This window comes from Microvirga sp. HBU67558, assembly GCF_018069605.1.
GTDB lineage: Bacteria > Pseudomonadota > Alphaproteobacteria > Rhizobiales > Beijerinckiaceae > Microvirga > Microvirga terrae.
This window is the reverse complement of the sequence record NZ_JAGPUP010000466.1, coordinates 1-19,542: the sequence shown is the minus strand read 5'-3', so window position 1 is coordinate 19,542 and position 19,542 is coordinate 1. Positions and strand designations below refer to the sequence as shown.

23 protein-coding genes are annotated in these 19,542 nt (G+C 65.8%); 13 read left to right on the top strand and 10 right to left on the bottom strand.

The features are described 5' to 3' along the window. Positions 1-83 precede the first annotated feature (83 nt). Both KBI52_RS07205 and nfi read right to left on the bottom strand, forming a co-directional pair. Positions 84-1,097, bottom strand: coding sequence for a MaoC family dehydratase (locus tag KBI52_RS07205; protein WP_371823130.1), 1,014 nt, complete (start codon positions 1,095-1,097; stop codon positions 84-86). A 99-nt stretch (positions 1,098-1,196) separates the two neighbouring features. Then, entirely contained in the window at positions 1,197-1,865 is a 669-nt protein-coding gene (gene nfi, locus KBI52_RS07200) for a deoxyribonuclease V (protein ID WP_210806364.1), read from the bottom strand. A gap of 213 nt (positions 1,866-2,078) precedes the next feature. Between nfi and KBI52_RS07195 the strand changes: the two genes are divergently transcribed. Both KBI52_RS07195 and KBI52_RS07190 read left to right on the top strand, forming a co-directional pair. After that, entirely contained in the window at positions 2,079-3,290 is a 1,212-nt protein-coding gene (locus tag KBI52_RS07195; RefSeq protein WP_247654243.1) for a hypothetical protein, read from the top strand. 106 nt (positions 3,291-3,396) lie between these two features. Further along, a complete protein-coding gene (locus KBI52_RS07190; protein WP_173945716.1) occupies positions 3,397-3,822 on the top strand; it encodes a group III truncated hemoglobin in 426 nt (141 codons plus the stop codon). On the opposite strand, the gene KBI52_RS07185 is transcribed toward KBI52_RS07190, so the two are convergent. The 5 genes from KBI52_RS07185 to KBI52_RS07165 form a co-directional block, all read right to left on the bottom strand. After that, complete coding sequence (locus KBI52_RS07185) at positions 3,819-3,971, bottom strand: hypothetical protein (protein ID WP_173945717.1); 153 nt, start codon at positions 3,969-3,971, stop codon at positions 3,819-3,821. The two genes, KBI52_RS07190 and KBI52_RS07185, sit on opposite strands and share 4 nt — an antisense overlap. A gap of 191 nt (positions 3,972-4,162) precedes the next feature. Next, positions 4,163-5,260, bottom strand: a complete 1,098-nt coding sequence (gene ychF / locus KBI52_RS07180) for a redox-regulated ATPase YchF (RefSeq protein ID WP_210806362.1) — start codon at positions 5,258-5,260, stop codon at positions 4,163-4,165. Positions 5,261-5,308: 48 nt separating this feature from the next. After that, complete coding sequence (gene pth, locus KBI52_RS07175; protein ID WP_210806360.1) at positions 5,309-5,920, bottom strand: aminoacyl-tRNA hydrolase; 612 nt, start codon at positions 5,918-5,920, stop codon at positions 5,309-5,311. An 87-nt stretch (positions 5,921-6,007) separates the two neighbouring features. Beyond that, complete coding sequence (locus tag KBI52_RS07170; protein WP_173945720.1) at positions 6,008-6,625, bottom strand: 50S ribosomal protein L25/general stress protein Ctc; 618 nt, start codon at positions 6,623-6,625, stop codon at positions 6,008-6,010. Positions 6,626-6,816: 191 nt separating this feature from the next. Continuing rightward, positions 6,817-7,356, bottom strand: coding sequence for a MarR family winged helix-turn-helix transcriptional regulator (locus KBI52_RS07165; protein WP_210806358.1), 540 nt, complete (start codon positions 7,354-7,356; stop codon positions 6,817-6,819). Between the two features lie 101 nt (positions 7,357-7,457). Between KBI52_RS07165 and KBI52_RS07160 the strand changes: the two genes are divergently transcribed. After that, positions 7,458-8,360, top strand: a complete 903-nt coding sequence (locus KBI52_RS07160) for a DMT family transporter (RefSeq protein ID WP_262266143.1) — start codon at positions 7,458-7,460, stop codon at positions 8,358-8,360. Between the two features lie 50 nt (positions 8,361-8,410). Here the strand turns inward: KBI52_RS07160 and KBI52_RS07155 are convergent, their stop codons facing one another. The 3 genes from KBI52_RS07155 to KBI52_RS07145 all read right to left on the bottom strand — a co-directional run bounded on the left by KBI52_RS07155 (position 8,411) and on the right by KBI52_RS07145 (position 11,254). After that, positions 8,411-9,343 carry a ribose-phosphate pyrophosphokinase gene (locus KBI52_RS07155; protein ID WP_173945722.1) on the bottom strand — a complete coding sequence of 311 codons (933 nt, stop codon included), beginning with the start codon at positions 9,341-9,343 and terminating at the stop codon, positions 8,411-8,413. A gap of 154 nt (positions 9,344-9,497) precedes the next feature. Next, positions 9,498-10,031, bottom strand: coding sequence for a hypothetical protein (locus KBI52_RS07150; protein ID WP_173945723.1), 534 nt, complete (start codon positions 10,029-10,031; stop codon positions 9,498-9,500). Between the two features lie 62 nt (positions 10,032-10,093). Further along, positions 10,094-11,254, bottom strand: coding sequence for a benzoate/H(+) symporter BenE family transporter (locus tag KBI52_RS07145; RefSeq protein ID WP_210806356.1), 1,161 nt, complete (start codon positions 11,252-11,254; stop codon positions 10,094-10,096). Between the two features lie 111 nt (positions 11,255-11,365). Here KBI52_RS07145 and uvrC point away from each other — a divergent pair, with 111 nt between their 5' ends. The 10 genes from uvrC (at position 11,366) to KBI52_RS07095 (ending at position 19,475) form a co-directional block, all read left to right on the top strand. Next, positions 11,366-13,369: an excinuclease ABC subunit UvrC gene (gene uvrC, locus KBI52_RS07140; RefSeq protein WP_173945725.1), complete on the top strand. Its 2,004-nt coding sequence runs from the start codon at positions 11,366-11,368 to the stop codon at positions 13,367-13,369. A gap of 124 nt (positions 13,370-13,493) precedes the next feature. Beyond that, a complete protein-coding gene (gene pgsA, locus KBI52_RS07135; RefSeq protein WP_247654242.1) occupies positions 13,494-14,090 on the top strand; it encodes a CDP-diacylglycerol--glycerol-3-phosphate 3-phosphatidyltransferase in 597 nt (198 codons plus the stop codon). A gap of 4 nt (positions 14,091-14,094) precedes the next feature. Next, positions 14,095-14,346: a molybdopterin converting factor subunit 1 gene (gene moaD / locus KBI52_RS07130; protein ID WP_173945727.1), complete on the top strand. Its 252-nt coding sequence runs from the start codon at positions 14,095-14,097 to the stop codon at positions 14,344-14,346. Between the two features lie 24 nt (positions 14,347-14,370). Continuing rightward, positions 14,371-14,826, top strand: coding sequence for a molybdenum cofactor biosynthesis protein MoaE (locus KBI52_RS07125; protein WP_173945728.1), 456 nt, complete (start codon positions 14,371-14,373; stop codon positions 14,824-14,826). Between the two features lie 64 nt (positions 14,827-14,890). Further along, complete coding sequence (locus KBI52_RS07120; protein ID WP_210806354.1) at positions 14,891-15,145, top strand: hypothetical protein; 255 nt, start codon at positions 14,891-14,893, stop codon at positions 15,143-15,145. Positions 15,146-15,651: 506 nt separating this feature from the next. Beyond that, positions 15,652-16,698 (top strand): extensin family protein, encoded by a 1,047-nt coding sequence (locus KBI52_RS07115; protein WP_210806352.1) that lies wholly within the window; start codon positions 15,652-15,654, stop codon positions 16,696-16,698. Positions 16,699-16,780: 82 nt separating this feature from the next. Beyond that, on the top strand, positions 16,781-17,212 hold the full coding sequence (locus KBI52_RS07110; RefSeq protein WP_210806350.1) for a hypothetical protein: 432 nt from the start codon (positions 16,781-16,783) through the stop codon (positions 17,210-17,212). Next, positions 17,209-17,871 (top strand): ribonuclease T2, encoded by a 663-nt coding sequence (locus KBI52_RS07105; protein ID WP_173945732.1) that lies wholly within the window; start codon positions 17,209-17,211, stop codon positions 17,869-17,871. The genes KBI52_RS07110 and KBI52_RS07105 overlap by 4 nt, the downstream gene beginning before the upstream one ends. A gap of 87 nt (positions 17,872-17,958) precedes the next feature. Then, complete coding sequence (locus KBI52_RS07100; protein ID WP_210806348.1) at positions 17,959-18,807, top strand: 23S rRNA (adenine(2030)-N(6))-methyltransferase RlmJ; 849 nt, start codon at positions 17,959-17,961, stop codon at positions 18,805-18,807. A 65-nt stretch (positions 18,808-18,872) separates the two neighbouring features. Continuing rightward, on the top strand, positions 18,873-19,475 hold the full coding sequence (locus tag KBI52_RS07095) for a glutathione S-transferase N-terminal domain-containing protein (RefSeq protein ID WP_210806346.1): 603 nt from the start codon (positions 18,873-18,875) through the stop codon (positions 19,473-19,475). The last annotated feature ends 67 nt before the right edge of the window (positions 19,476-19,542 follow it).

Here is a 19,542-nt window from a genome sequence, read left to right as displayed (position 1 = left end):
CCGGTTTTCCGCATGAACGATGCGCTCTTCAAAGAGGTGGGAGCATCGGACCCAAAAGTGGGTCCACTTTTGGGTCCGATGCTCTAGTCCCGGCGTTCCCAGAACACCATCCCGTCGAACGCGAATACCTCTTCGCCGTTCTGGTTCGTGCCCGTGTTGTGGTGGAACACCAGGCCCCAACCGGGGCGGGACGCGGAAGCGCGCTTGGCCGTCACGGTGGACCGGTAGGTGATCGTGTCGCCGGCATAGACGGGCTTGAGCCATTTCAGGTTGGTGAAGCCCGGGGAGGGCCCGAGCCGTGCGGGCCGCTGGCCATGGCTCAGCGCATAGTCACGGATGCGGTCGCGGTGGCCGACCATGTGCTTCATCCACACGCTGGCCGTATGCCAGCCGGAGGCGCACAGGGCTCCGAACAGGCTGTCCTTGGCGGCCTCCGCGTCCACATGGAAGCGCTGCGGATCGAACTGGCGGGCGAAGCTGACAATATCCTCGGGCGTGAAGGTATAGGAGCCGAGCTCGTCCGTCCCGCCGACGACGAGGTCCTCGAAGAACGGATTGGCCGAGACCGGCGGAACCTCCCGCGCCGGAACGGCGCCAGGCAGTGCGTCCGCCGCAGCCGTCAAGGCGTTGCGGCCGCCGGTGAACGGCTCGGCATCGCGGGTCGCGAACATCACCCAGTTGGTCTGGGTCAGAACCGTCTCGTCGGCCTGGTTCAGCATGTCGAAATGGAACCGCACGAGGCCCAGGGAGGGCCTGCTCTTTGAGACGCGGCTTTCCAGGACATTCATGCGCGAGCGCAGGGTATCGCCGGGCCGCACGGGCTTCAGCCATTTCACCTCGTCGATGCCCGGAGATCCCATGGAGGAGGAATTCAGGATCAGTCCGTCGGCGAACAGGCGCATGTTCAGGCTGCAGCTGTGCCAGCCCGAGGCGATGAGCGTGCCGATGAAGCTGTCCTTGGCGGCGATCTCGTCCACATGGAAGGGCTGCGGATCGTATTCTCGGGCGAAGGTCAGGACGTCGTCCTTCGACACCGTGAGGGGGCCGAAGGTCTCGGTCAGGCCGGGCGGAAGATCTTCGAACGTGCGCATGAGCAATCCCTTGTCGGGGTCTGCCCTAGCATAACGCCTCCGCCATGGGGAGGCTTGCCGCCGCAACCGTGGCCTGACTTTGGGATAGCTCCGGGGCTGTCCGCCTCAAGGGGAAAATTGCCCGGCCGCGTTGTGCGCGAGCCGGATCGGCTCCGGCAGGCGGTATTTCGGGGAGCAGCGCAGGACGAGTTCCGCCGCCGTCGGAATATCGGCCAAGTGCCCGGGAGAGATGAACATCGGGTTCTTGGCCGTCCGGGTGCGCAGCGCTACCCCGATGGTCTCCTTGCGGTCGATCAGGGGGGCGGCGGATCCTTTTTCCTCCGCAAGGTCCCTGTAGCGTCCGCACAGGAGGGTCTTGCCGCAGCCGATGGTGGGGCGCTGCAGCCACAGGCCCATATGGCTGGCGATCCCGATCCGGCGAGGATGAGCGATGCCCATGCCGTCGAACAGGAAAACGTCCGGCTCGGATTTCACCTTCTCGAACGCCTCCTCGAGCACGGGGCCCTCGCGGAAGCTCAGGAGGCCGGGCACGTAGGGAAAGGGCGTCGGGCGCTGGGCCAGGACGGTCTCCACCGGCAGGAAGCCCGGAAAGGTGACCACGACGATGGCCGCCTGCGACTGCTCGTTCTTCACGCTCACGTCGACGCCGGCCACAAGCTGCACCCGATCGAGATCGATCGGGCGGTCGGACACGACTTCCGTTCTCAGCTGGTGCTGGAGAGCGATGGCCTCGGTAGGGGTGAGTTTCCAGTCGTGGCGGTGGTGAAGCTGCATGATCGGGCATCGATGAGGACACGCCGTCAACGCTCAAGGTTCCCGAACGATCCGCGGCCGCATGCGGGCGATCCCGCCCGAACGGCTGTGTTACGGCCAAGCCTATGACGACACTCCGGAAAATCCCTTAGGGGGATGATCTGAATGTATCTGCTCCGACGATGGAGCTATCTCCGTAGGCATCCAAGACCGATCTCCCACAACGAGGATGTCATGCGTACCGAACCTGCCGCAACCGGCCTGATGCCACGTGAGCCGAAACCGAACCCCTTACATTCCCTGGCACGCGCCGCCGCCGGCCTCATCGCGCTCGGTGCCGGAGCCGTGTGGACGCTGCCGGCCGAAGCCCATGTGAAGTGGTTTGCCCCCTATATCGTCGATGCCGCTCCCCAGCCGATCGGCGCCACGCTGACCAATCAATGGTTCTGGACCGGGATCGGCCTGGTGCTCGCCTTCTTCCTGGCGACGCTTGCGGTCGAACGCATGGCGCTGGGCCGGGCCGTCCAGGCCGGTCTCGACTGGATCAGCGCCCCGCTCTGGAGCCGTTCGGACGATTTCATGCGCGCATCCGTCGGCGGCTTCTTCGTCGCCATCTTCGCCGTCGGCGGCATCTATCTCACGCCCGACCTCAAGACGGATTCGGAGCTGATCTCATGGGCCCAGCTTCTGATCGCCATGGGGGTGTTCTCGCGCCGGACCATGCCGGTCGCAGCAGCCGGCATCATCGCCCTGTGGGTGGTGGCCCTGCGCGAATACGACCTGTTCCATCTTCTCGACTATCTGGCGCTCGGCGTCGGCGTCGCGGCCTATCTGGTCATGGCCTCCTCGAACGACGAGAAATGGCGTGCGCGCCGGTTCATGGCTCTGCGCTGGGGCATCGCGATCGCGCTCATGTGGTCGAGCCTGGAAAAGTTCGCCTATCCCAACTGGTTCTACCCGCTCGTCGAGGAGAAGCCGTTCCTCACCTTCGGAATGCCGCGCGACGTGTTCATCCCGATGGCCGGAGTGGCCGAGTTCACCCTTGGCTTCGGCCTGCTCTGGACCCCGCTGGTGCGCCGTCTCTCGGCCGTGTCCCTGCTGCTGATCTTCTTCACCGCCGTCTATCCGTTCGGGCGCATCGACCTCGTCGGGCACGCCCTGATCATGGCGGCTCTGTTCCTCGTGGCGGCCGATCCCTGCCGTGACGCCAAGGCCATCGCCGTCAAGGTGCCGAACGCCCTGCCGCGCTTCGGTAGCCTGGCCTCGGTTCCGGCCGGTCTCGCCGTCGCCCTCGTGGTGCTGGTAAGCGGCTACTGGGGGCTCCATGGCGCCTTCTACGGCGCCGAGGGCGCCGGTCGGCAGATCGAACTGACGACACATTCCCACAGCAAGGAATATCCCCACGGGCCGCAGGCGAAGCCTCAAGCCGAGCATGGCCACCACTGATGACGGGCCGGGCCATGGAAACGGCCCGGCTTGATCTGGCGCAAGGATTGTCCGAAGGGATGGGCGCATGGTGCTCCCGTCCCTTCGGTGTGAAAGGAGATCCGCTTTGGCTCATTCAGCCGCCACCGGCCGCAGCATTCCGATCATCAGCCCGGCCGAAGGCGTTTCGGAGGAGTTGATCCGGCAGCTCGTGGAAACCTTCTACGACCGGGTGATCCGCGATCCGGAACTCGGGCCGATCTTCCACGCCAAGCTTTCCGGCCGCTGGAGCCGGCATCTGGCGCTGATGGTGGATTTCTGGTCCTCGATCGCCCTACGAACCGGCCGCTACCAGGGCAAGCCCCAGGCGGCCCATTTCGGGCTCGATCTCACCCCGGAGCTGTTCGTCCGCTGGCTGGAGCTGTTCGAGGATACGGCTCGGGAGATCTGCGCGCCGGACGTGGCGGCTTTCTTCGTCGACCGGGCGCGGCGCATCGCGGAGAGCCTGCAGATCGGCCTCGGGATTGGGCCCAAGGCGCTTCGCCTGCCTTAGCGCTCCCACCATTCGAGCCCATCGTCTCCCCGCTTGGGGAACAGCGACGAGATGCCGATCATCACGAACCCACAGGCCACGAGCACGCCGACGAAGAATTCAGCGTTGCCGAACCCGGGAGAAACGAAGCTGTCAAAAAAAGTCTGCATGGATCACACCCTCTACGCAGCCTTTTTCGCAGAATGGCCCTGAACGGACGACGAAGCCCGCGTTCAGGAAATTGTCAGGTTGATGAAGGGGCTCATCGGTCGCCCATCCACGTCATCACCGGCCTCGTGCCGGTGATGACGAGAGGGCGTTGCCTGCCGAACCCTTCGGAATGACAGTGGCGTCGGATTCCTCAGGTGTTGAACCGGAAGTGCATCACGTCGCCGTCCTGCACCGTGTAGTCCTTGCCTTCCAGCCGCAGCTTGCCCGCGTCGCGTGCCCCGGCCTCGCCCTTGAGCGAGGTGTAGTCCGCATACGCGATGGTCTCGGCGCGGATGAAGCCCTTCTCGAAATCCGTGTGGATGACGCCCGCGGCGGCCGGAGCCTTGGTGCCCCGGGTGATCGTCCAGGCGCGGGCCTCCTTCGGGCCGACGGTGAAGTACGTGATCAGGCCGAGAAGCTCGTAACCGGCGCGGATCACCCGGTTGAGGCCAGGCTCTTCAAGGCCGACGGCGTCGAGATAATCCTTCTGCTCCTCGGGGGGCAGAACCGCGATCTCGCTTTCGATCTTGGCCGAGACGACCACGGCCTTGGCATCCTCTTCCCTGGCGCGCTCGAAGACGCGGGCGGAGAATTCATTGCCCTTGACGGCGGAGGCTTCCTCCACGTTGCAGACGTACAGCACGGGCTTGGAGGAGAGCAGGCCGAGCATCTGGAAGAGGCGCTCCTCCTCGACCTTCCGTTCGACAAGGCGGGCGGGCTTGCCGTCGCGCAGGAGCGGCAGGGTGCGATTGACGAGGTCGAGGGTCTCCTTGGCCTCCTTGTCGTTGCCCTTGGCCTTCTTCTCGAGAGCGGTGACGCGCTTCTCGAGGCTGTCGAGGTCGGCCAGCATCAGCTCGGTCTCGATGGTCTCGATATCGGCGATGGGATCGATCTTACCCTCGACATGGGTGATGTCCGTGTCCTCGAAGCAGCGCACCACATGGGCGATGGCATCGACCTCGCGGATATTGGCCAGGAACTGGTTGCCGAGGCCTTCGCCCCTCGACGCGCCGCGCACGAGACCCGCGATATCCACGAAGGTGAGGCGGGTCGGGATGATCTGCGCCGAGCTGGCGATGCCTGCGAGCCGGTCGAGCCGCTCGTCCGGCACCGCCACGTCGCCCACGTTGGGCTCGATGGTGCAGAATGGGTAGTTGGCGGCCTGCGCGGCCGCGGTCTGCGTCAAAGCGTTGAAGAGGGTGGACTTGCCCACGTTCGGCAGGCCGACGATGCCCATCTTGAAGCCCATGGCCTCACTCCTTGCATGGCCGGCGTCTGCGCCGGCGTGATTGTCGAATTACGTGGCCTTTTCTCCAGGCCGCTTCACGTCGGTCCAGCCTCTCGCCTCCATGGCGAGGTGGACCTTGTTCTGAAAGCTTCCGTCCTCACCCTTGGCGAGGAGGGCCGCATTGTCCGCGATGATCCGGCACAGATCGTCGACCCAGGCCTCCTCGCTCTTGCCGAAATCGCCCAGCACATGGTTCTGCACGAGCGCCTTGTGGCTGGGATGGCCGATGCCGAGCCGCACGCGACGGTAGTCGTTGCCGCAATGGGCCGAGATCGAGCGCAGGCCGTTGTGGCCTGCATTGCCGCCGCCGATCTTCACGCGCAGCTTGGCGGGCGGGAGATCGAGCTCGTCGTAGAAGACCGTCACGTCATGCAGCGGGATCTTGAAGAAGTTCTGCGCTTCTCCCACAGCCTGGCCGGACAGGTTCATGTAGGTCTGCGGTTTGATCAGCAGAACCTTCTCACCGCCGATCACCGCATCGGCCGCCTCCGCCTGGAAGCGCTTGCGCCAAGGCCCGGCGTTGTTCGCTCGCGCGATCTCGTCCACGGCCATGAAACCGATGTTGTGGCGGTTCCTGGCGTAGCGGGATCCGGGATTGCCGAGTCCGACGAAGAGACGCATCGCGTGGTCCTGCTCATAAGAAACGCTCCGGCCTTGCGGTCGGAGCGTCGAAGCCGGTCGATGGGCTTGAACGCCCGATCAGGCCGATCAGGCGGCAGCGGTGCCCTCGGCAGGAGCCGGAGCCGCATCCGTTTCCGTAAGGCCGGTCGGGGCCACGACGGTGACGAGGGTCAGGTTCTCGGCCGAGGTCGCCTTGGCGCCGTTCGGCAGGGCGATGTCGTTCAGGTGGATCGAGGAGCCGATGTCGAGGCCTTCGACAGAAGCCTCGATGAAGTCCGGGATCGCGTCGGACGGAACCAGGAGTTCCACCGAATGCTCGACGATCTGGAGAGCGCCGCCGCGCTTCACGCCCGGGCTCTTCTCCTGGCCGACCACGTGCACCGGAACCACAACCTTGATCGCCTGGCCCTGCGCGAGGCGCAGGAAGTCGACGTGGATCGGGAAGTCACGCACCGGGTCGAGCTGGTAGTCGCGCGGGATGGCGCGGACCGTCTGCCCGTCGACGTCGATCTCGAAGATCGTGGTCAGGAAGTGACCGGCGAAGATCAGCTGCTTGGTCTGGTTGAAGTCGAGGGCGATCGCCTGGGCCGACTGGCCGGCTCCGTAGATGACGGCGGGAACTTGGCCTTGGCGACGAACGGCCCGGGCGGCCCCCTTGCCGGCCCGGTCGCGCGCCACGGCCTTGATCTGCTTTACTTCGCTCATGGTCGTGGTCCTTTGAATTGAGTTGAAAAACCGATGGCCGCCCAGGCTTCTCCAGAAACCTACCGTCGGCCATGAGGTCAGCGCCCGTGCCTCCAAGGGTGTCGAGCGGGCGCGAGGCGGCTTATAGTGAACAACCGCCGAAAATGCAACAAGTCGGGTCATAGACCGGGCAGGGCCCACCCGGAAGGCGCTCAGGCGAAAGGCTTCGTGGCCGTGATCGTCAGGGCGAGCTTTCTCAAAAGTCCGGCGAGTTGGGTCTGCTCGTCCTCGGTCAAGCCTTCGAGCATGGCCGCCTCGACGGCCATGTCCTCCTGAAACGCCTCTTTCGCGCGCCGGGCGCCTTCCTCCGTCAGTTCCACCGGCAGGCTGCGGCCGTCGCCCTCGGCGACCGCCCGCCGGATCAGGCCTGCCTTGGCGAGACGGTTGAGACGGTCGGTGAGACCGCCCGAGGAAATCATCAGGGTCCGGAACAGCTCCGTGGGCCGCAGGCGATAGGGCGGGCCGGAGCGGAGCAGGGAGAACAGGACGTCGGCCTCGCCGCTGTCCAGGTCATGGGCTTTGAAGACAGCCTCGATGGGCGGGCGGGCGGTCAGGGTGATCCAGCGCGCCCGACCCAGGACACCCATGCCCCGGGTGTCGACATCCGGCAGTTCGGCAGCCCATTGGGCGCACCGCTCGTCGATGCTGTCTTGGTCGGACGCATAGGAGGGTGCCTCATAATGTCTTGACATCAAGATATATCCACTTATCTTTGCATCAAGATAAACGCCCGCCGCACCTCCTGCAACACTCCGTTGCCGAGCCCACCGGCAGAGTATCCGAGAGTGCCGCCGTGATCGCAGCCCGTCTCTCCATCGCTTCGGAATCCGCCTTCGGCCTGCTCGGCCTATGCGGGTTTCTCTTCGCCGGCCGGATCATGATGAACAAGATGGCGCTCGATGCCGGGGTCCAGCCGTTCCAGCTCGGCGTCTTTGCCAATCTGGGCGCCGGGTTGTTCCTGCTGCCTTGGCTCGCAGCCTTCCGGCAGAGGATCCCGACTGCGCCGGAGCATCTGGCTCTATATGGGGTTCTCGGGATCGTCAGCTTCGCGGTGCCGAGCGTGCTGTCCTATTTCGTGGTCCAGAAGGTCGGGCCTGCCTACACGTCCATCGTGTATTGCCTCTCGCCGCTGCTCACGATGAGCTTCGCAGCCGGCCTCGGGATCGAGCGCATGTTCATGCGGCGCTTCCTCGGGATCGTGATCGGCTTCACGGGCATGGTTGCGCTCGTCCAGCAGCAGATCCTGCACATCGATATGGGGCAGCCACTCTGGGTTGCCGTGGGCCTCGCGATCCCGGTCTGCGCGGCTACGGGCAACATCATCCGGTCCGCCTGGTGGCCGAAGGAGACGTCCGCGCTCGCATTCTCCTGCGGCGCTTCGCTCACCTCGAGCGTCATGGTGGCCCTGCTGTCACCTGTCTTCGAGACGCCCGCCGGCTGGCGGTTCGACGATCCGGCGATCCTCTCGTGGCTCGTGGGCCTGGGAGGGATGTCGGCTCTCTCGCAGGTGATGAACTTCCGCCTGCAACAGATCGCCGGTCCGGTGGTGTTCAGCCAGATCGGCTATTGGGGCACCGGCTTCGGCGTGCTGCTCGCTGCAATCCTGTTCGACGACGTGCTGACGGGGCTGTCCTTGGCAGGGCTCGCCTGCATCATGGCCGGCGGCATGCTGGCGAACCGCCGCCCGGCTGTCTGAGGGGCTGCAGCGGGCTGCCAGGGCCGGGCCAGGTCACGGCCTGTCGGTGATTAGTCGAACAGGCTCGATACCGAGCTTTCCGTCGCCGTACGGCCGATCGCCTCGCCCATGAGGGACGCGATGGAGATGACGCGGATGTTGTGCGCGACCTTTACGGCCTCGGTCGGCATGATCGAATCGGTGATCACGAGTTCCTTCAGCCGCGAGCCTGCGATGCGGGCCACCGCGCCGCCGGAGAGGACGCCGTGGGTAATATACGCGTAGACTTCCTTGGCCCCGTTGGCGAGGAGCGCGTCGGCAGCATTCACCAGTGTGCCGCCGGAATCCACGATGTCGTCGACCAGGATGCAGGAGCGGCCGGACACGTCGCCGATGATGTTCATCACCTCGGATTCGCCGGGGCGCTCACGGCGCTTGTCCACGATGGCAAGCTGAGCATCGATGCGCTTGGCGAGCGCCCGGGCGCGCACCACGCCGCCCACGTCGGGCGAAACCACCATGCGGTTGCCGCCGTCGAGGTGGTCCTTGATGTCGCGCGCCAGCGTCGGAGCGGAGAACAGGTTATCGGTCGGGATGTCGAAGAATCCCTGGATCTGGCCCGCATGGAGGTCGAGCGTGAGCACACGGTCGACGCCCGCATGGGTGATGAGATTGGCAACGAGCTTGGCCGAGATCGGCGCGCGCGATGCGGACTTCCGATCCTGCCGGGCGTAGCCGAAATACGGGATCACTGCCGTGATGCGGCGGGCCGAGGCCCTGCGCAGCGCATCCGTGATGATCAGGAGCTCCATCAGGTGGTCGTTCGTCGGGAACGAGGTCGACTGGATGATGAACACATCCTCGCCGCGTACGTTCTCCTGAATCTCGACGAAGACTTCCATGTCCGCGAAGCGCCGCACCTGGGCCTTGGCGAGCGGAACGTTGAGATAGGCGGCGATGGCCTCAGCCAGCGGACGGTTGGAATTTCCCGCAACGAGCTTCATGCAAGCAACTTTGGCTTCGAGTGATCGATAACACCCGCTGCGCAATGCCATAATCCCTGCACGGCTGGGCGCAAGGCTCTTAGCAGCGATATGAAACCGTCACAATACATGGAGGGCTTCCAATGTGCTGCAAGTTTGGTGCGTTGCCATGCAATCATTGCATTGCGACAGGGAGCTCGTCGCCCGAGACCTCCGCCGTCTGAATGGGTAATTCCACGGTTGCCTGCATGTCGGAGGCGCTTTCGGACTTGGACGCCGTCAGGAATTCGGCGATCTCGTCCATGCTCGCCTGGGCGAGCTTCGCGAGCGCCGCCTTGTCGAGGGCCGAGATGGAGGAGGCGGGAGCCGGGCTCGATCCGGCCAGGCGCTTGGCCCGACGCTTCTGGGCGTCGAACACGTCCCAGACATAGGCCACCTTGGTTTCCCCATCCTCGGTCGAGGTCGACAAATAGCCGCGGACCCGGTAACGCGCCTGGGCGCTGGCGCCGACGAGATCGACCTTGCGGTCGGTGGCCGCGCTGGTCAGTTCGTCGACCAGGGCGGTGCGGATGGGAGCCGGGGCGCCGTCGATGCTCTCCAGGGCGACCGGAACGCCTTCCGGCGATCCGCCGAGCGAGCCCTGGCAGGCTCCCAACGCCACCGTCAGGACCAGAGCGGCCAGCCGCCCCGCATGCGTCATCCCGGCCATGAGGGCCCCCGTTCTTGGTGTTCGTAACGAAGTCTTAAGCTTAACGGAGGCTTTCGTCCAGATCAGGCGCGCCGGCGCAGGCGGATCGCCAGGAGGTCGAGAGCCAGGGTCACGAGACCGGCGGCCAGACCCCAGAAGGCGGATCCGATGCCGAAGAGCGTCAGTCCGGAGGCCGTGACCGCGAAGGTGACGATGGCCGGAAAGCGCTTCACCTCCTCGGCAAGGGCGGACCCGAGAGCGCCCAAGAAGGCTCCCATGAGGGCGAGGCCGGCGACGGTCTTGATCAACTCCGGGGGGAGGGCGGCGATCAGCCCGATCAGTGCGGCGCTGAAGGCCGCGAAGACCAGGTAGCTCAGGGCGTAGAATGGCCCGACCATCCAGCGCTTCTTCGGGTCGGGATGCGTATCGGGCCCGGTGCAGATCGCGGCCGAGATGGCCGCGAGATTGCTGGTATGGGCGCCGAAGATCCCGGTGACGACCGAAGCCAGTCCCGTCGCGGCAAGGATCGGGCCAGCGGGCGGCTCGTAGCCGGACGCCTTGAGCACCGCGAGCCCCGGCAGGTTCTGGGACGCCATCGTGACCAGGAACAGGGGCAGGCCGAGGCCGATCAGGACCGAGGGATCGAAGGTCGGCGCGATGAACGTGAGGGTGGACAGGGTGAGATCGGACGCAAGCGGCCGCGCCATGCCGCCGCCGAAGGAGAGCCCGAGCCCGACGAAGAGCACCGCCAGCACGGCGAGCGCGGGATTGAACAGGCGGACCACCAGGAAGATACCCACGAGGGGCAGGACGAGCCCGGGCGCCCCTTGGGCGCTCTGGAAGACCCCGACCACGAACTGGAGCAGGACGCCCGCCAGCATCGCGGCCGCGATGGACGTGGGAATGCGCTCAATCAGCCGCCCGAACGGCCTGACGAGGCCCGTCAGCACGATGAGGCCGCCGGCGAGCAGGAAGGCGCCGACCGCCGCATGGATCGAGATGCCGCTGGAGGAGGCGATCAGCGCCGCCCCCGGGGTCGACCACGCGGTGACCACGGGCATGCGGTAGCGCACGCTTAAGGTGCCGCTGGTGGCCGCCATGGCCAGGCACAGGGCCGCCACCCAGGACGAGGTCTGGGCTGCGTCGGCCCCGACCGCCTGGGCGGCCGCGATGATGATGGCGATCGTGCTGCCGAACCCCACCAGGGCCGCGACGACGGCTGACGTGACGATCGACAGGCGCATGACCGGCTCCGCAGGCGTTCCAGGAGCTTAGCCGTGTAAACCGAACGGCCGGGCTGCGCCAGTTCGTCGGCGGCACTTTCCTCGCGAGTCCCGAGCCCTTAAATCTCCCCCATGACTCGCAACACCACCAACGACGTCCCCCCGGACATTCTGGACAACGAGGACGACGAGGAATCCGTCGCTCTCGAGAGCGGCTCGGACGTCGAGTTCGACCTCGAGGTCAATCCGGACTCGGTCCAGCGCGGCACCGAGGTCATTCGGCAGTTCTGGACGACCCTTCCCAACGCGCCCGGCGTCTACCGCATGCTCGATGCCAAGGGCGACGTGCTCTATGTCGGCAAGGCGAAGAGCCTGAAGAACCGCGTCGGCTCCTATGCGCGGGGCCAGGCCCACTCGAACCGCATCGCCCGGATGATCGGCCAGACCAGCTCGATGGAATTCGTCACCACGGCGACGGAGACCGAGGCGCTGCTGCTCGAAGCCAATCTCATCAAGCAGCTCAAGCCGCGCTACAACGTGCTTCTGCGGGACGACAAGTCTCTGCCCTACATCCTGCTCACCGCCGATCACGAAGCGCCGCAGCTCGTGAAGCATCGCGGCGCGAGGAAGCGCAAGGGCGACTATTACGGCCCCTTCGCGAGCGTGTGGGCCGTGAACCGCACGATCAACGCGCTGCAGCGCGCGTTCCTGCTGCGCTCCTGCAACGACAGCTATTACGAGAACCGCACGCGGCCCTGCCTGCTCTATCAAATCAAGCGCTGTTCGGGACCCTGCACGAGCGAGGTCTCGCGGGAGGATTATGCCGAGTTCGTTTCCGAGGCGCGGGCCTTCCTGTCGGGCAAGTCGAACGCCGTCAAGCAGCGCATCACCGATGAGATGCAGGCCGCGGCCGAGGACCTCGAGTTCGAGCGCGCCGCGCGCTGCCGCGACCGTCTCGCGGCGCTGTCGGCCATCCAGGGTGTTCAAGGCATCAATACGCAGTCGGTGGAGGAGGCAGACGTCTTCGCGCTCGACGAGCAGGCGGGCCAGTTCTGCGTCGAGGTGTTCTTCTTCCGCAACTGGCAGAACTGGGGCAACCGCGCCTATTTCCCGAAGGCGGACAAGTCCATGAGCCGGGAGGAGGTTCTCGGCTCGTTCATGGCGCAGTTCTATGACGACAAGCCCGCGCCCCGCCTGATCCTCCTGTCGCACGAGATCGACGATGCGGAGCTGATGGCGGCGGCGCTCTCCACCCGCGCGGAGGCCAGGGTCGAGATCCATGCGCCCCAGCGCGGCGAGCGGCGTCAGCTCATCGAGTATGCGCTGCGCAACGCCCGCGAGGCGCTGGCCCGGCGCCTGGCCGATACCTCGTCGCAGCAGAAGCTCCTCGTGTCCCTGGGGCAGGCCTTCGGATTGTCGAAGGCGCCGAAGCGTGTGGAGGTCTACGACAACTCGCACATCATGGGCACCAACGCGGTGGGCGCCATGGTAGTGGCGGGCGCCAACGGCTTCATGAAGCAGCATTACCGGACCTTCAACATGAAGTCCGAGGACCTCAAGCCCGGCGACGATTACGGCATGATGCGCGAGATGCTGCAGCGCCGCTTCGCCCGCCTGGTGAAGGAGGAGCCGCGCGGCTCCGAGGCGGACGGACGATCGGGCGACGACGGCTTTCCGGCCTGGCCCGATCTGGTCCTGATCGACGGCGGCAAGGGGCAGCTCGAGGCCGCCCGTCAGGCCCTCGCCGAGGTGGGCGTGAGCGAGGACGACGTGGCCCTGGTCGGCATCGCCAAGGGGCGCGACCGGGACGCCGGCCGCGAGACCTTCTTCAAGCCGGGCCAGCCGCCGTTCAAGATGCCGCCGCGGGATCCCGCGCTCTACTTCGTCCAGCGCCTGCGCGACGAGGCCCACCGCTTCGCCATCGGGGCGCACCGAGCGAAGCGCAAGCGCGAGCTGGTGAAGAACCCGCTGGACGAGATCCCGGGCATCGGGCCGACCCGCAAGCGGGCGCTGCTGCACCATTTCGGCACCGTCAAGGCGATCCAGCGGGCCGCCCTCGAGGACCTGATGAAGGCTCCGGGCGTCAATGCCGCCACGGCCCGCGCGGTCTATGATTTCTTCCACGAGAGGGGATAGGATTGCGCGCTCGCCGGACCGTTCAGGCTTCCCTCACATTGCCGTGTTCGCCGGATGGCCGCGGTGCGCAACCGGGATCTGTCCGATTGACGGGCAGACCGTCCTCATGCTTCCTGCGGGTGTGATGAAGACTGTTTCCTCCATGGGCCGCTCGAAGGCGTTCAACCTCGCGAACATGCTGACCTACGGTCGGCTCGCCGCGGTTCCGGCCGTGGTCGGTCTCCTGTTCTGGCCCGAGGACCACTGGTCCCGCTGGTTCGCGCTGGCGGTTTTCGCGATCGCGGCCATCACCGACTATCTCGATGGCTACGTGGCGCGAACCTTCGCCCAGCAATCGGCGCTCGGTCGCATGCTCGACCCCATCGCCGACAAGCTTCTGGTGGCCGCGACCCTGCTCATGCTGGTGGCTGACGGGACTATCAAGGGATGGGCCCTGTGGGCCGCCATCGTGATCCTCTGCCGCGAGATCCTGGTCTCGGGCCTGCGCGAGTTCCTGGCCGAGCTGAAGGTCAGCGTGCCGGTCAGCCGGGTCGCCAAATGGAAGACGACGCTCCAGCTCGTGGCCTTAGGCTTCCTGATCGCAGGACCGGCCGGCGAGACGGTGCTTCCCAACAACATCCTGATCGGCACGATCCTTCTGTGGATCGCCGCCATCCTGACGATCTATACCGGCTGGGATTACTTCAAGAACGGCATCCATCACCTCATGGACGAGGGCTAGCGCTATGAAGCTCGTCTATTTCGCCTGGGTGCGGGAGCGGGTCGGACGGACGGACGAGCAGGTGGAACTGCCGGATGGCATCGACACAGTGGCCGATCTGGTGCGCTGGCTGAAAGGCAGGAGCGAGGAATACGCCTATGCCTTCGAGAACGAAGGGGTCGTCCGAGCCGCTATCGACCACGTCCACGTGAAGCCCGAGGCCCGAATCGCCGGAGCTCGGGAGATCGCCTTCTTCCCGCCGATGACGGGAGGCTAGCTCCCGTCGGGGAGCCGCAATGCCATGGATTTCACCATCCGCATCCAGGCCCAACCCTTCGATGCCGCCGCTGAGACCGCGGCCCTGACCCGGGGACGGCTGGATATCGGCGCTGTGGTCGCCTTCTCCGGGCTGTGCCGGGACGAAGGGGGGCGGCTCGCGGCCCTCGAGCTCGAGCACTATCCCGGCATGGCCGAAGCCGAGATCGGCCGGCTCGCCGATCAGGCGACAAGCCGTTGGCCGCTCCTTGGCCTCACGATCGTCCATCGCTTCGGCAGAATCGCTCCGGGCGAGGAGATCGTCCTGGTCCTCACGGCCAGCGCTCACCGTCAGGCTGCCTTCGAGGCGGCCTCCTTCCTGATGGACTACCTGAAGACTCAGGCCCCGTTCTGGAAGCGCGAGCATCTCAAGGACGGGACGGTCGGAACCTGGGTCGATGCCAAGGAGGCTGATGACCTCGCCGCGGACAGGTGGCGTTGAACGGCGCTTGACGGGACCCTGCGGCGGGATGAGCATCGACCGTGAACGACCACGGAGGCGTCCCATGCGCAGCGTCGTTGTCTTCCTTGGCCTCATCGCCGGTGCCCCAGCCCTCGGCCACGACATGCCCGTTCCCCAGACGGCTCAGGCGCCCGCCCATAACCTGCTCGACTGCTATTGCCGCGCTCAGGGCAAGATGTTCGCTGTGGGAGAGAAAGTCTGTCTCAAGACGACTGAGGGTCCCAAGCTGGCGCAGTGCCAGATGGAGATAAACGTGATGTCCTGGACCATCACGGAAGTGCCCTGTCCCGACACATGAAAAACGCCGCCGATCGCGGCAGCGTTCACAAGGATTCGATCGATGGTCGATATCGCCAGAGGCGATCGGTGCCGGCTTACAGAAGGCCCGTGAAAACGGCGCAGATAAACGAGAAGGACACGCAGACGGCGGCGATGTTGAGCTTGGACGCCCAGTCCAGATTTGAAGTCAGGTTCATCGGAGCCCCTCTCTCTGAAGGGGTTATCCCCCTATCTGAATGGATAGGCACCCTATCAAACCTCCGAGATCCTGAGAAGCACCCCGGCCGGGAGGGGCAGGCAAGGCGACCGTCGATGTAATCGTTAACAATTTATTAAGCCCTTGTTTCGTCGACTTTAATTCTTGCGACATTCCGGACAAAAAAAGTTCCTGCTCGATTCTGTCGCACTCCGTCACTGCGTGGATAATGGTTCAGCACGACCCCTGACGAGCCCGAATCGAGCCAGCTACGAAGCCCGTCGCACCCGGTTGACGGGATGTTTACGTTGTTGGGGCAGGCTCACTGCATGCGTCGTGGGTTAGTTGCGTTTTTTGCCCTATCGCTCGCCGGGCTTGGGCTCACCGGTTGCGGGCTGTTTCGGTTCGAGCAGCGCGAGCCGTGGCGCGCCCAGGCGGAAGAGGCCTGCCTGTCTCAGCGCCTCGTGCAGCCTTCCGCCTACATGGCTCTCAGCTCGAAGATCGACGGCCCCGGCGTCTGCGGCATGGATCATCCGTTCAAGGTCTCGGCCTTCAACAACGGCGCGGTAGGGCTGAAATCGAAGGTGACGCTGGCCTGCCCGATCATCCCCCAGATCGACACCTGGCTCGACGAGATCGTGAGACCGGCGGCCGAGATGTATTTCGGCGTGCCTCTGGCCGACATCAAAGCCGGCTCGTATTCGTGCCGGCCTCGCAACAACCAGATGGGCGCGAAGGTGTCGGAGCACGCCTTCGGCAACGCCATGGACGTGATGGCCTTCGTGCTCGCCGATGGCCGGGAGGTCTCCGTGGTCAAGGGTTGGCGGGGAGGGGACGGAGCCGAGCAGGAGTTCCTGCGCGAGGCCTTCGTCGGCGCCTGCCGCTACTTCACCACGGTGCTGGGGCCGGGCTCCGATGCCTTCCATTACGACCATCTCCACATCGACCTGGCGCGGCATGACCCGCGGGGTCAGCGGCGCATCTGCAAGCCGATCCTGAAATTCTCCCCGCGAATCGACCCCGAACGCAGCCGCGAGGCGCTCCAGAGCGCGGCGGCCTCCGGCGACCTCGCGCCCGTCGATCTGGAACAGGACGTTCCGGATGGGGAGGCCTACATCCCGCCGGCGCCTCCGCCCCCATCGCCGGCTCTGACCGCGCCTGTGGCTCCGCCGGCCCGCTACTCGTCCGGCGGCGGCTTCTCGGCCGACCTTCCGGGCCCGAACGCGGGACCATCGCGGGGGAGCCCGTCCCCATCCTATTCTCGGGCGCCTCTTCCGCCCCTCGGCCGTCCGGCCGAGCAGACCTATGCGCCGCCCAGACAGCAGGGGCGCTCGGCAGGCCAGCCGCTGATGCTCAACAGCCACGCCATCTATTAAAGCGTAAGCGGATCTTGACCTTCGCGGGCGCCGCCCACATGGTCGAGGTTGCACGGTCCGAAGACTTGGTGGAGCATTTTCAATGAAGTGGCTGGCGGCTTTCATCTCCTGCATGCTGTTGAGCGCACCTGCGCTTGCGCGCGAGATCACGCCCGCGGAGCGGCGGGAAGAGCCTTTCGACGCGACGCTGCCGGCCTGCGCCGATCCCTCCGTGCTCCAGAGCATCAGCTCGCGGTTCGCCAAGAAGGAGGGCCGGTTCTGGAACTCCGACCTCAGGCTGGTCGGATTCGAGCGGGTGCAGGAAGTCGCATGGCGTCCCTGGGGGCTCGATTACATCCCCCGCCGCTTCTGCACCGGCACCGTGATCGTGTCCGACGGCTACAAGCGCCGGATCAACTTCTCGATCCGCGAGGATCTCGGCTTCATCGGCATCGGCTGGAACACGGAAGCGTGCGTCGACGGGCTCGACCGCGACTATGCCTTCGCGCCCCATTGCAAGCAGGCGGCTCCTTGATCCTGCGCTGGTGCTTCGCCATCGCGGGCGCCTTCCTCCTCTCGATCCTTCCTGCCGCGGCCCAGAATCCCCGGGAGGCGAGGGGCGCCCCGATGGGGCAGTTCGATTTTTATGTGCTGGCCCTGTCCTGGTCGCCCGGCTTCTGCGAGAACAGCGGCAGCCGGAACCGGCAGTGCGACAGCGGCAGCGGTCTCGGCTTCGTGACCCACGGTCTCTGGCCTCAGCGGGAGCAGGGCTACCCCAGCTTCTGCGAGCCCGCCGGCCGCTTCGTGCCTCAGGCCGCCATGGCCGATGCCGCGGGTCTTTTCCCGGACGACAATCTCGCCCGCTATCAGTGGCGCAAGCACGGCACCTGTACGGGCGAGAGCCCCGGGGGGTATTTCCGCGCGGTCCGGCAGGCGCGGGACCTCGTGCGCCTGCCGGACGGTTTCAACGGCCTGAACAGCCGGTCCAAGGTGCTGCCGAGCGAGATCGAAAGCGCCTTCATGAAGGCCAATCCGGGGTTGCGTCCCGACATGATTTCGGTTTCCTGCGGACGGCGCATCTTCCAGGAGGTCCGCATCTGCCTCACCAGGGACCTGCGCGGATTCCGCCAGTGCGCCGAGGTCGATCGCGACGGCTGCCGTGCGGGCGAGATTACCGTGCCGGCGGTCAGATAGCGCATCGAACGACGTGCACGAGTCAGAGACCATCGGGCTGATCCCAGGAACGCGATCCACCTCCGGGGCTGATGCCGTAGGACGACCATGAACTATCGCCATGCCTTCCACGCCGGCAATTTCGCCGACGTCATGAAACACGCCCTCCTGGTGCGCATCCTCGCCTATCTGCAGCGCAAGGAGACGCCTGTGCGCGTCGTCGACACCCACGCGGGGATCGGGCTCTACGACCTCGCCGGCGACGAGGCCGGCCGGACCGGGGAATGGGTCGACGGGATCGGGCGCCTCGACGAAGCCTTCGCGCCCGAGGTCGAGGAGATCCTCGCCCCCTATCGGAGGGTGGTGGCGGAGGTGCGTGCGCGCCATGGCGAGACCATCTATCCCGGCTCGCCCGGTCTCGTGCGCGAACTGTTGCGGCGGCAGGACCGGGGCGTGTTCGTGGAACTGCATCCGGCCGATTACCGGGTGCTGAGCGACGCCTTCAACGCGGTCGCGAATCTCAAGGTGATGCACCTGGATGGCTGGACGGCGCTCCATGCCCTGATCCCGCCGAAGGAGAAGCGCGGTCTCGTGCTCATCGATCCGCCGTACGAGAAGCCGAACGAACTGGACCGTCTCGGGGCGGAGCTGCTCGCTGCCCTGAAGAAGTGGCCGACAGGAGTCTATGCCGGGTGGTATCCGATCAAGGAGGTCGCCCCCGTCGACGCGGTGGCCGCGCGGCTGCATGCCGAGAGCCCGCGCCCGGGCCTGCGCCTCGAGCTCTATGTGGACGATCCGCGCGACCCGTCGCGGCTCAACGGCAGCGGTCTCTTCGTGCTCAACCCGCCCTGGTCCCTGAAGGAGGAGGCCGAGACGCTGCTGCCGGCTCTTGCCGAGCGCCTGTCCCGTGGTGGCTACGGGGCTTTCCGCTGTGAAGCCTTCGGGCCTTCTGCTTAAAGCGGATTGCCGTTCGGGACGCGAGCGTTCATGACTCCTGCCGGTTTCTCCAACAGAGGTCACCCATGCTCGTTCTCCGCTCCTCGCCTGCATCGCCCTTCGGCCGCAAGGTCAAACTCTCGGCCTCGATTCTCGGCCTGACCGATCGCATCCAGATCGTCGACGCGGATACCCTGAATCCGGAGGATTCGATCCGGCAGCAGAACCCGCTGGGCAAGATTCCGGCGCTCATCCTGGAGAGCGGCGAGGTGCTCTACGATTCCCGCGTGATCGTGGATTATCTCGATCACATGGCCGGCGGCGGCATCATCCCGAACGGCGCGGAACGGTATTCGGCCCTCCGCGATCAGGCGCTCGCCGACGGCATCATGGATGCGGCGCTGCTGCAGGTCTATGAGGGCCGTTTCCGACCTGAAGACAGGCATGAGCCGAAATGGGTTTCCCATCAGGCCGACAAGGTGCGCCGCGGCCTCGACTATGCGGAAACCCATCTCGCGGAGGGGGGCCAGCCTCTCCACATCGGCCAGATCGCGCTCGCCTGCGCTCTGGGCTATCTCGACCTGCGCTTCGGCGGCCGCTGGCGCGAGAGCTATCCCAGGCTTGTGGCCTGGCTGGCCGATTTCGAATCCCGCGTTCCGGCCTATGCCAAGACACGGGTGACGCCGTAACGCAACAAGGCCCGGGGAGACCCGGGCCTTGTGTGTCTCCGGGGAGACGGTTCTTAGTAGGTGCCGA

Bases quoted from the DNA above. Each gene is read 5' to 3' on its own strand.
- KBI52_RS07165 (WP_210806358.1), bottom strand. From the start codon at position 7,356: ATGTCAAGACATTATGAGGCACCCTCCTATGCGTCCGACCAAGACAGC.
- moaD (WP_173945727.1), top strand. From the start codon at position 14,095: ATGAAGCTCGTCTATTTCGCCTGGGTGCGGGAGCGGGTCGGACGGACG.
- KBI52_RS07195 (WP_247654243.1), top strand. From the start codon at position 2,079: ATGCGTACCGAACCTGCCGCAACCGGCCTGATGCCACGTGAGCCGAAA.
- KBI52_RS07115 (WP_210806352.1), top strand. From the start codon at position 15,652: ATGCGTCGTGGGTTAGTTGCGTTTTTTGCCCTATCGCTCGCCGGGCTT.
- KBI52_RS07170 (WP_173945720.1), bottom strand. From the start codon at position 6,625: ATGAGCGAAGTAAAGCAGATCAAGGCCGTGGCGCGCGACCGGGCCGGC.
- KBI52_RS07145 (WP_210806356.1), bottom strand. From the start codon at position 11,254: ATGCGCCTGTCGATCGTCACGTCAGCCGTCGTCGCGGCCCTGGTGGGG.
- KBI52_RS07095 (WP_210806346.1), top strand. From the start codon at position 18,873: ATGCTCGTTCTCCGCTCCTCGCCTGCATCGCCCTTCGGCCGCAAGGTC.
- KBI52_RS07100 (WP_210806348.1), top strand. From the start codon at position 17,959: ATGAACTATCGCCATGCCTTCCACGCCGGCAATTTCGCCGACGTCATG.
- KBI52_RS07185 (WP_173945717.1), bottom strand. From the start codon at position 3,971: ATGCAGACTTTTTTTGACAGCTTCGTTTCTCCCGGGTTCGGCAACGCT.
- KBI52_RS07155 (WP_173945722.1), bottom strand. From the start codon at position 9,343: ATGAAGCTCGTTGCGGGAAATTCCAACCGTCCGCTGGCTGAGGCCATC.
- nfi (WP_210806364.1), bottom strand. From the start codon at position 1,865: ATGCAGCTTCACCACCGCCACGACTGGAAACTCACCCCTACCGAGGCC.
- pth (WP_210806360.1), bottom strand. From the start codon at position 5,920: ATGCGTCTCTTCGTCGGACTCGGCAATCCCGGATCCCGCTACGCCAGG.
- ychF (WP_210806362.1), bottom strand. From the start codon at position 5,260: ATGGGCTTCAAGATGGGCATCGTCGGCCTGCCGAACGTGGGCAAGTCC.
- KBI52_RS07110 (WP_210806350.1), top strand. From the start codon at position 16,781: ATGAAGTGGCTGGCGGCTTTCATCTCCTGCATGCTGTTGAGCGCACCT.
- KBI52_RS07125 (WP_173945728.1), top strand. From the start codon at position 14,371: ATGGATTTCACCATCCGCATCCAGGCCCAACCCTTCGATGCCGCCGCT.
- KBI52_RS07120 (WP_210806354.1), top strand. From the start codon at position 14,891: ATGCGCAGCGTCGTTGTCTTCCTTGGCCTCATCGCCGGTGCCCCAGCC.
- uvrC (WP_173945725.1), top strand. From the start codon at position 11,366: ATGACTCGCAACACCACCAACGACGTCCCCCCGGACATTCTGGACAAC.
- KBI52_RS07150 (WP_173945723.1), bottom strand. From the start codon at position 10,031: ATGGCCGGGATGACGCATGCGGGGCGGCTGGCCGCTCTGGTCCTGACG.
- pgsA (WP_247654242.1), top strand. From the start codon at position 13,494: ATGAAGACTGTTTCCTCCATGGGCCGCTCGAAGGCGTTCAACCTCGCG.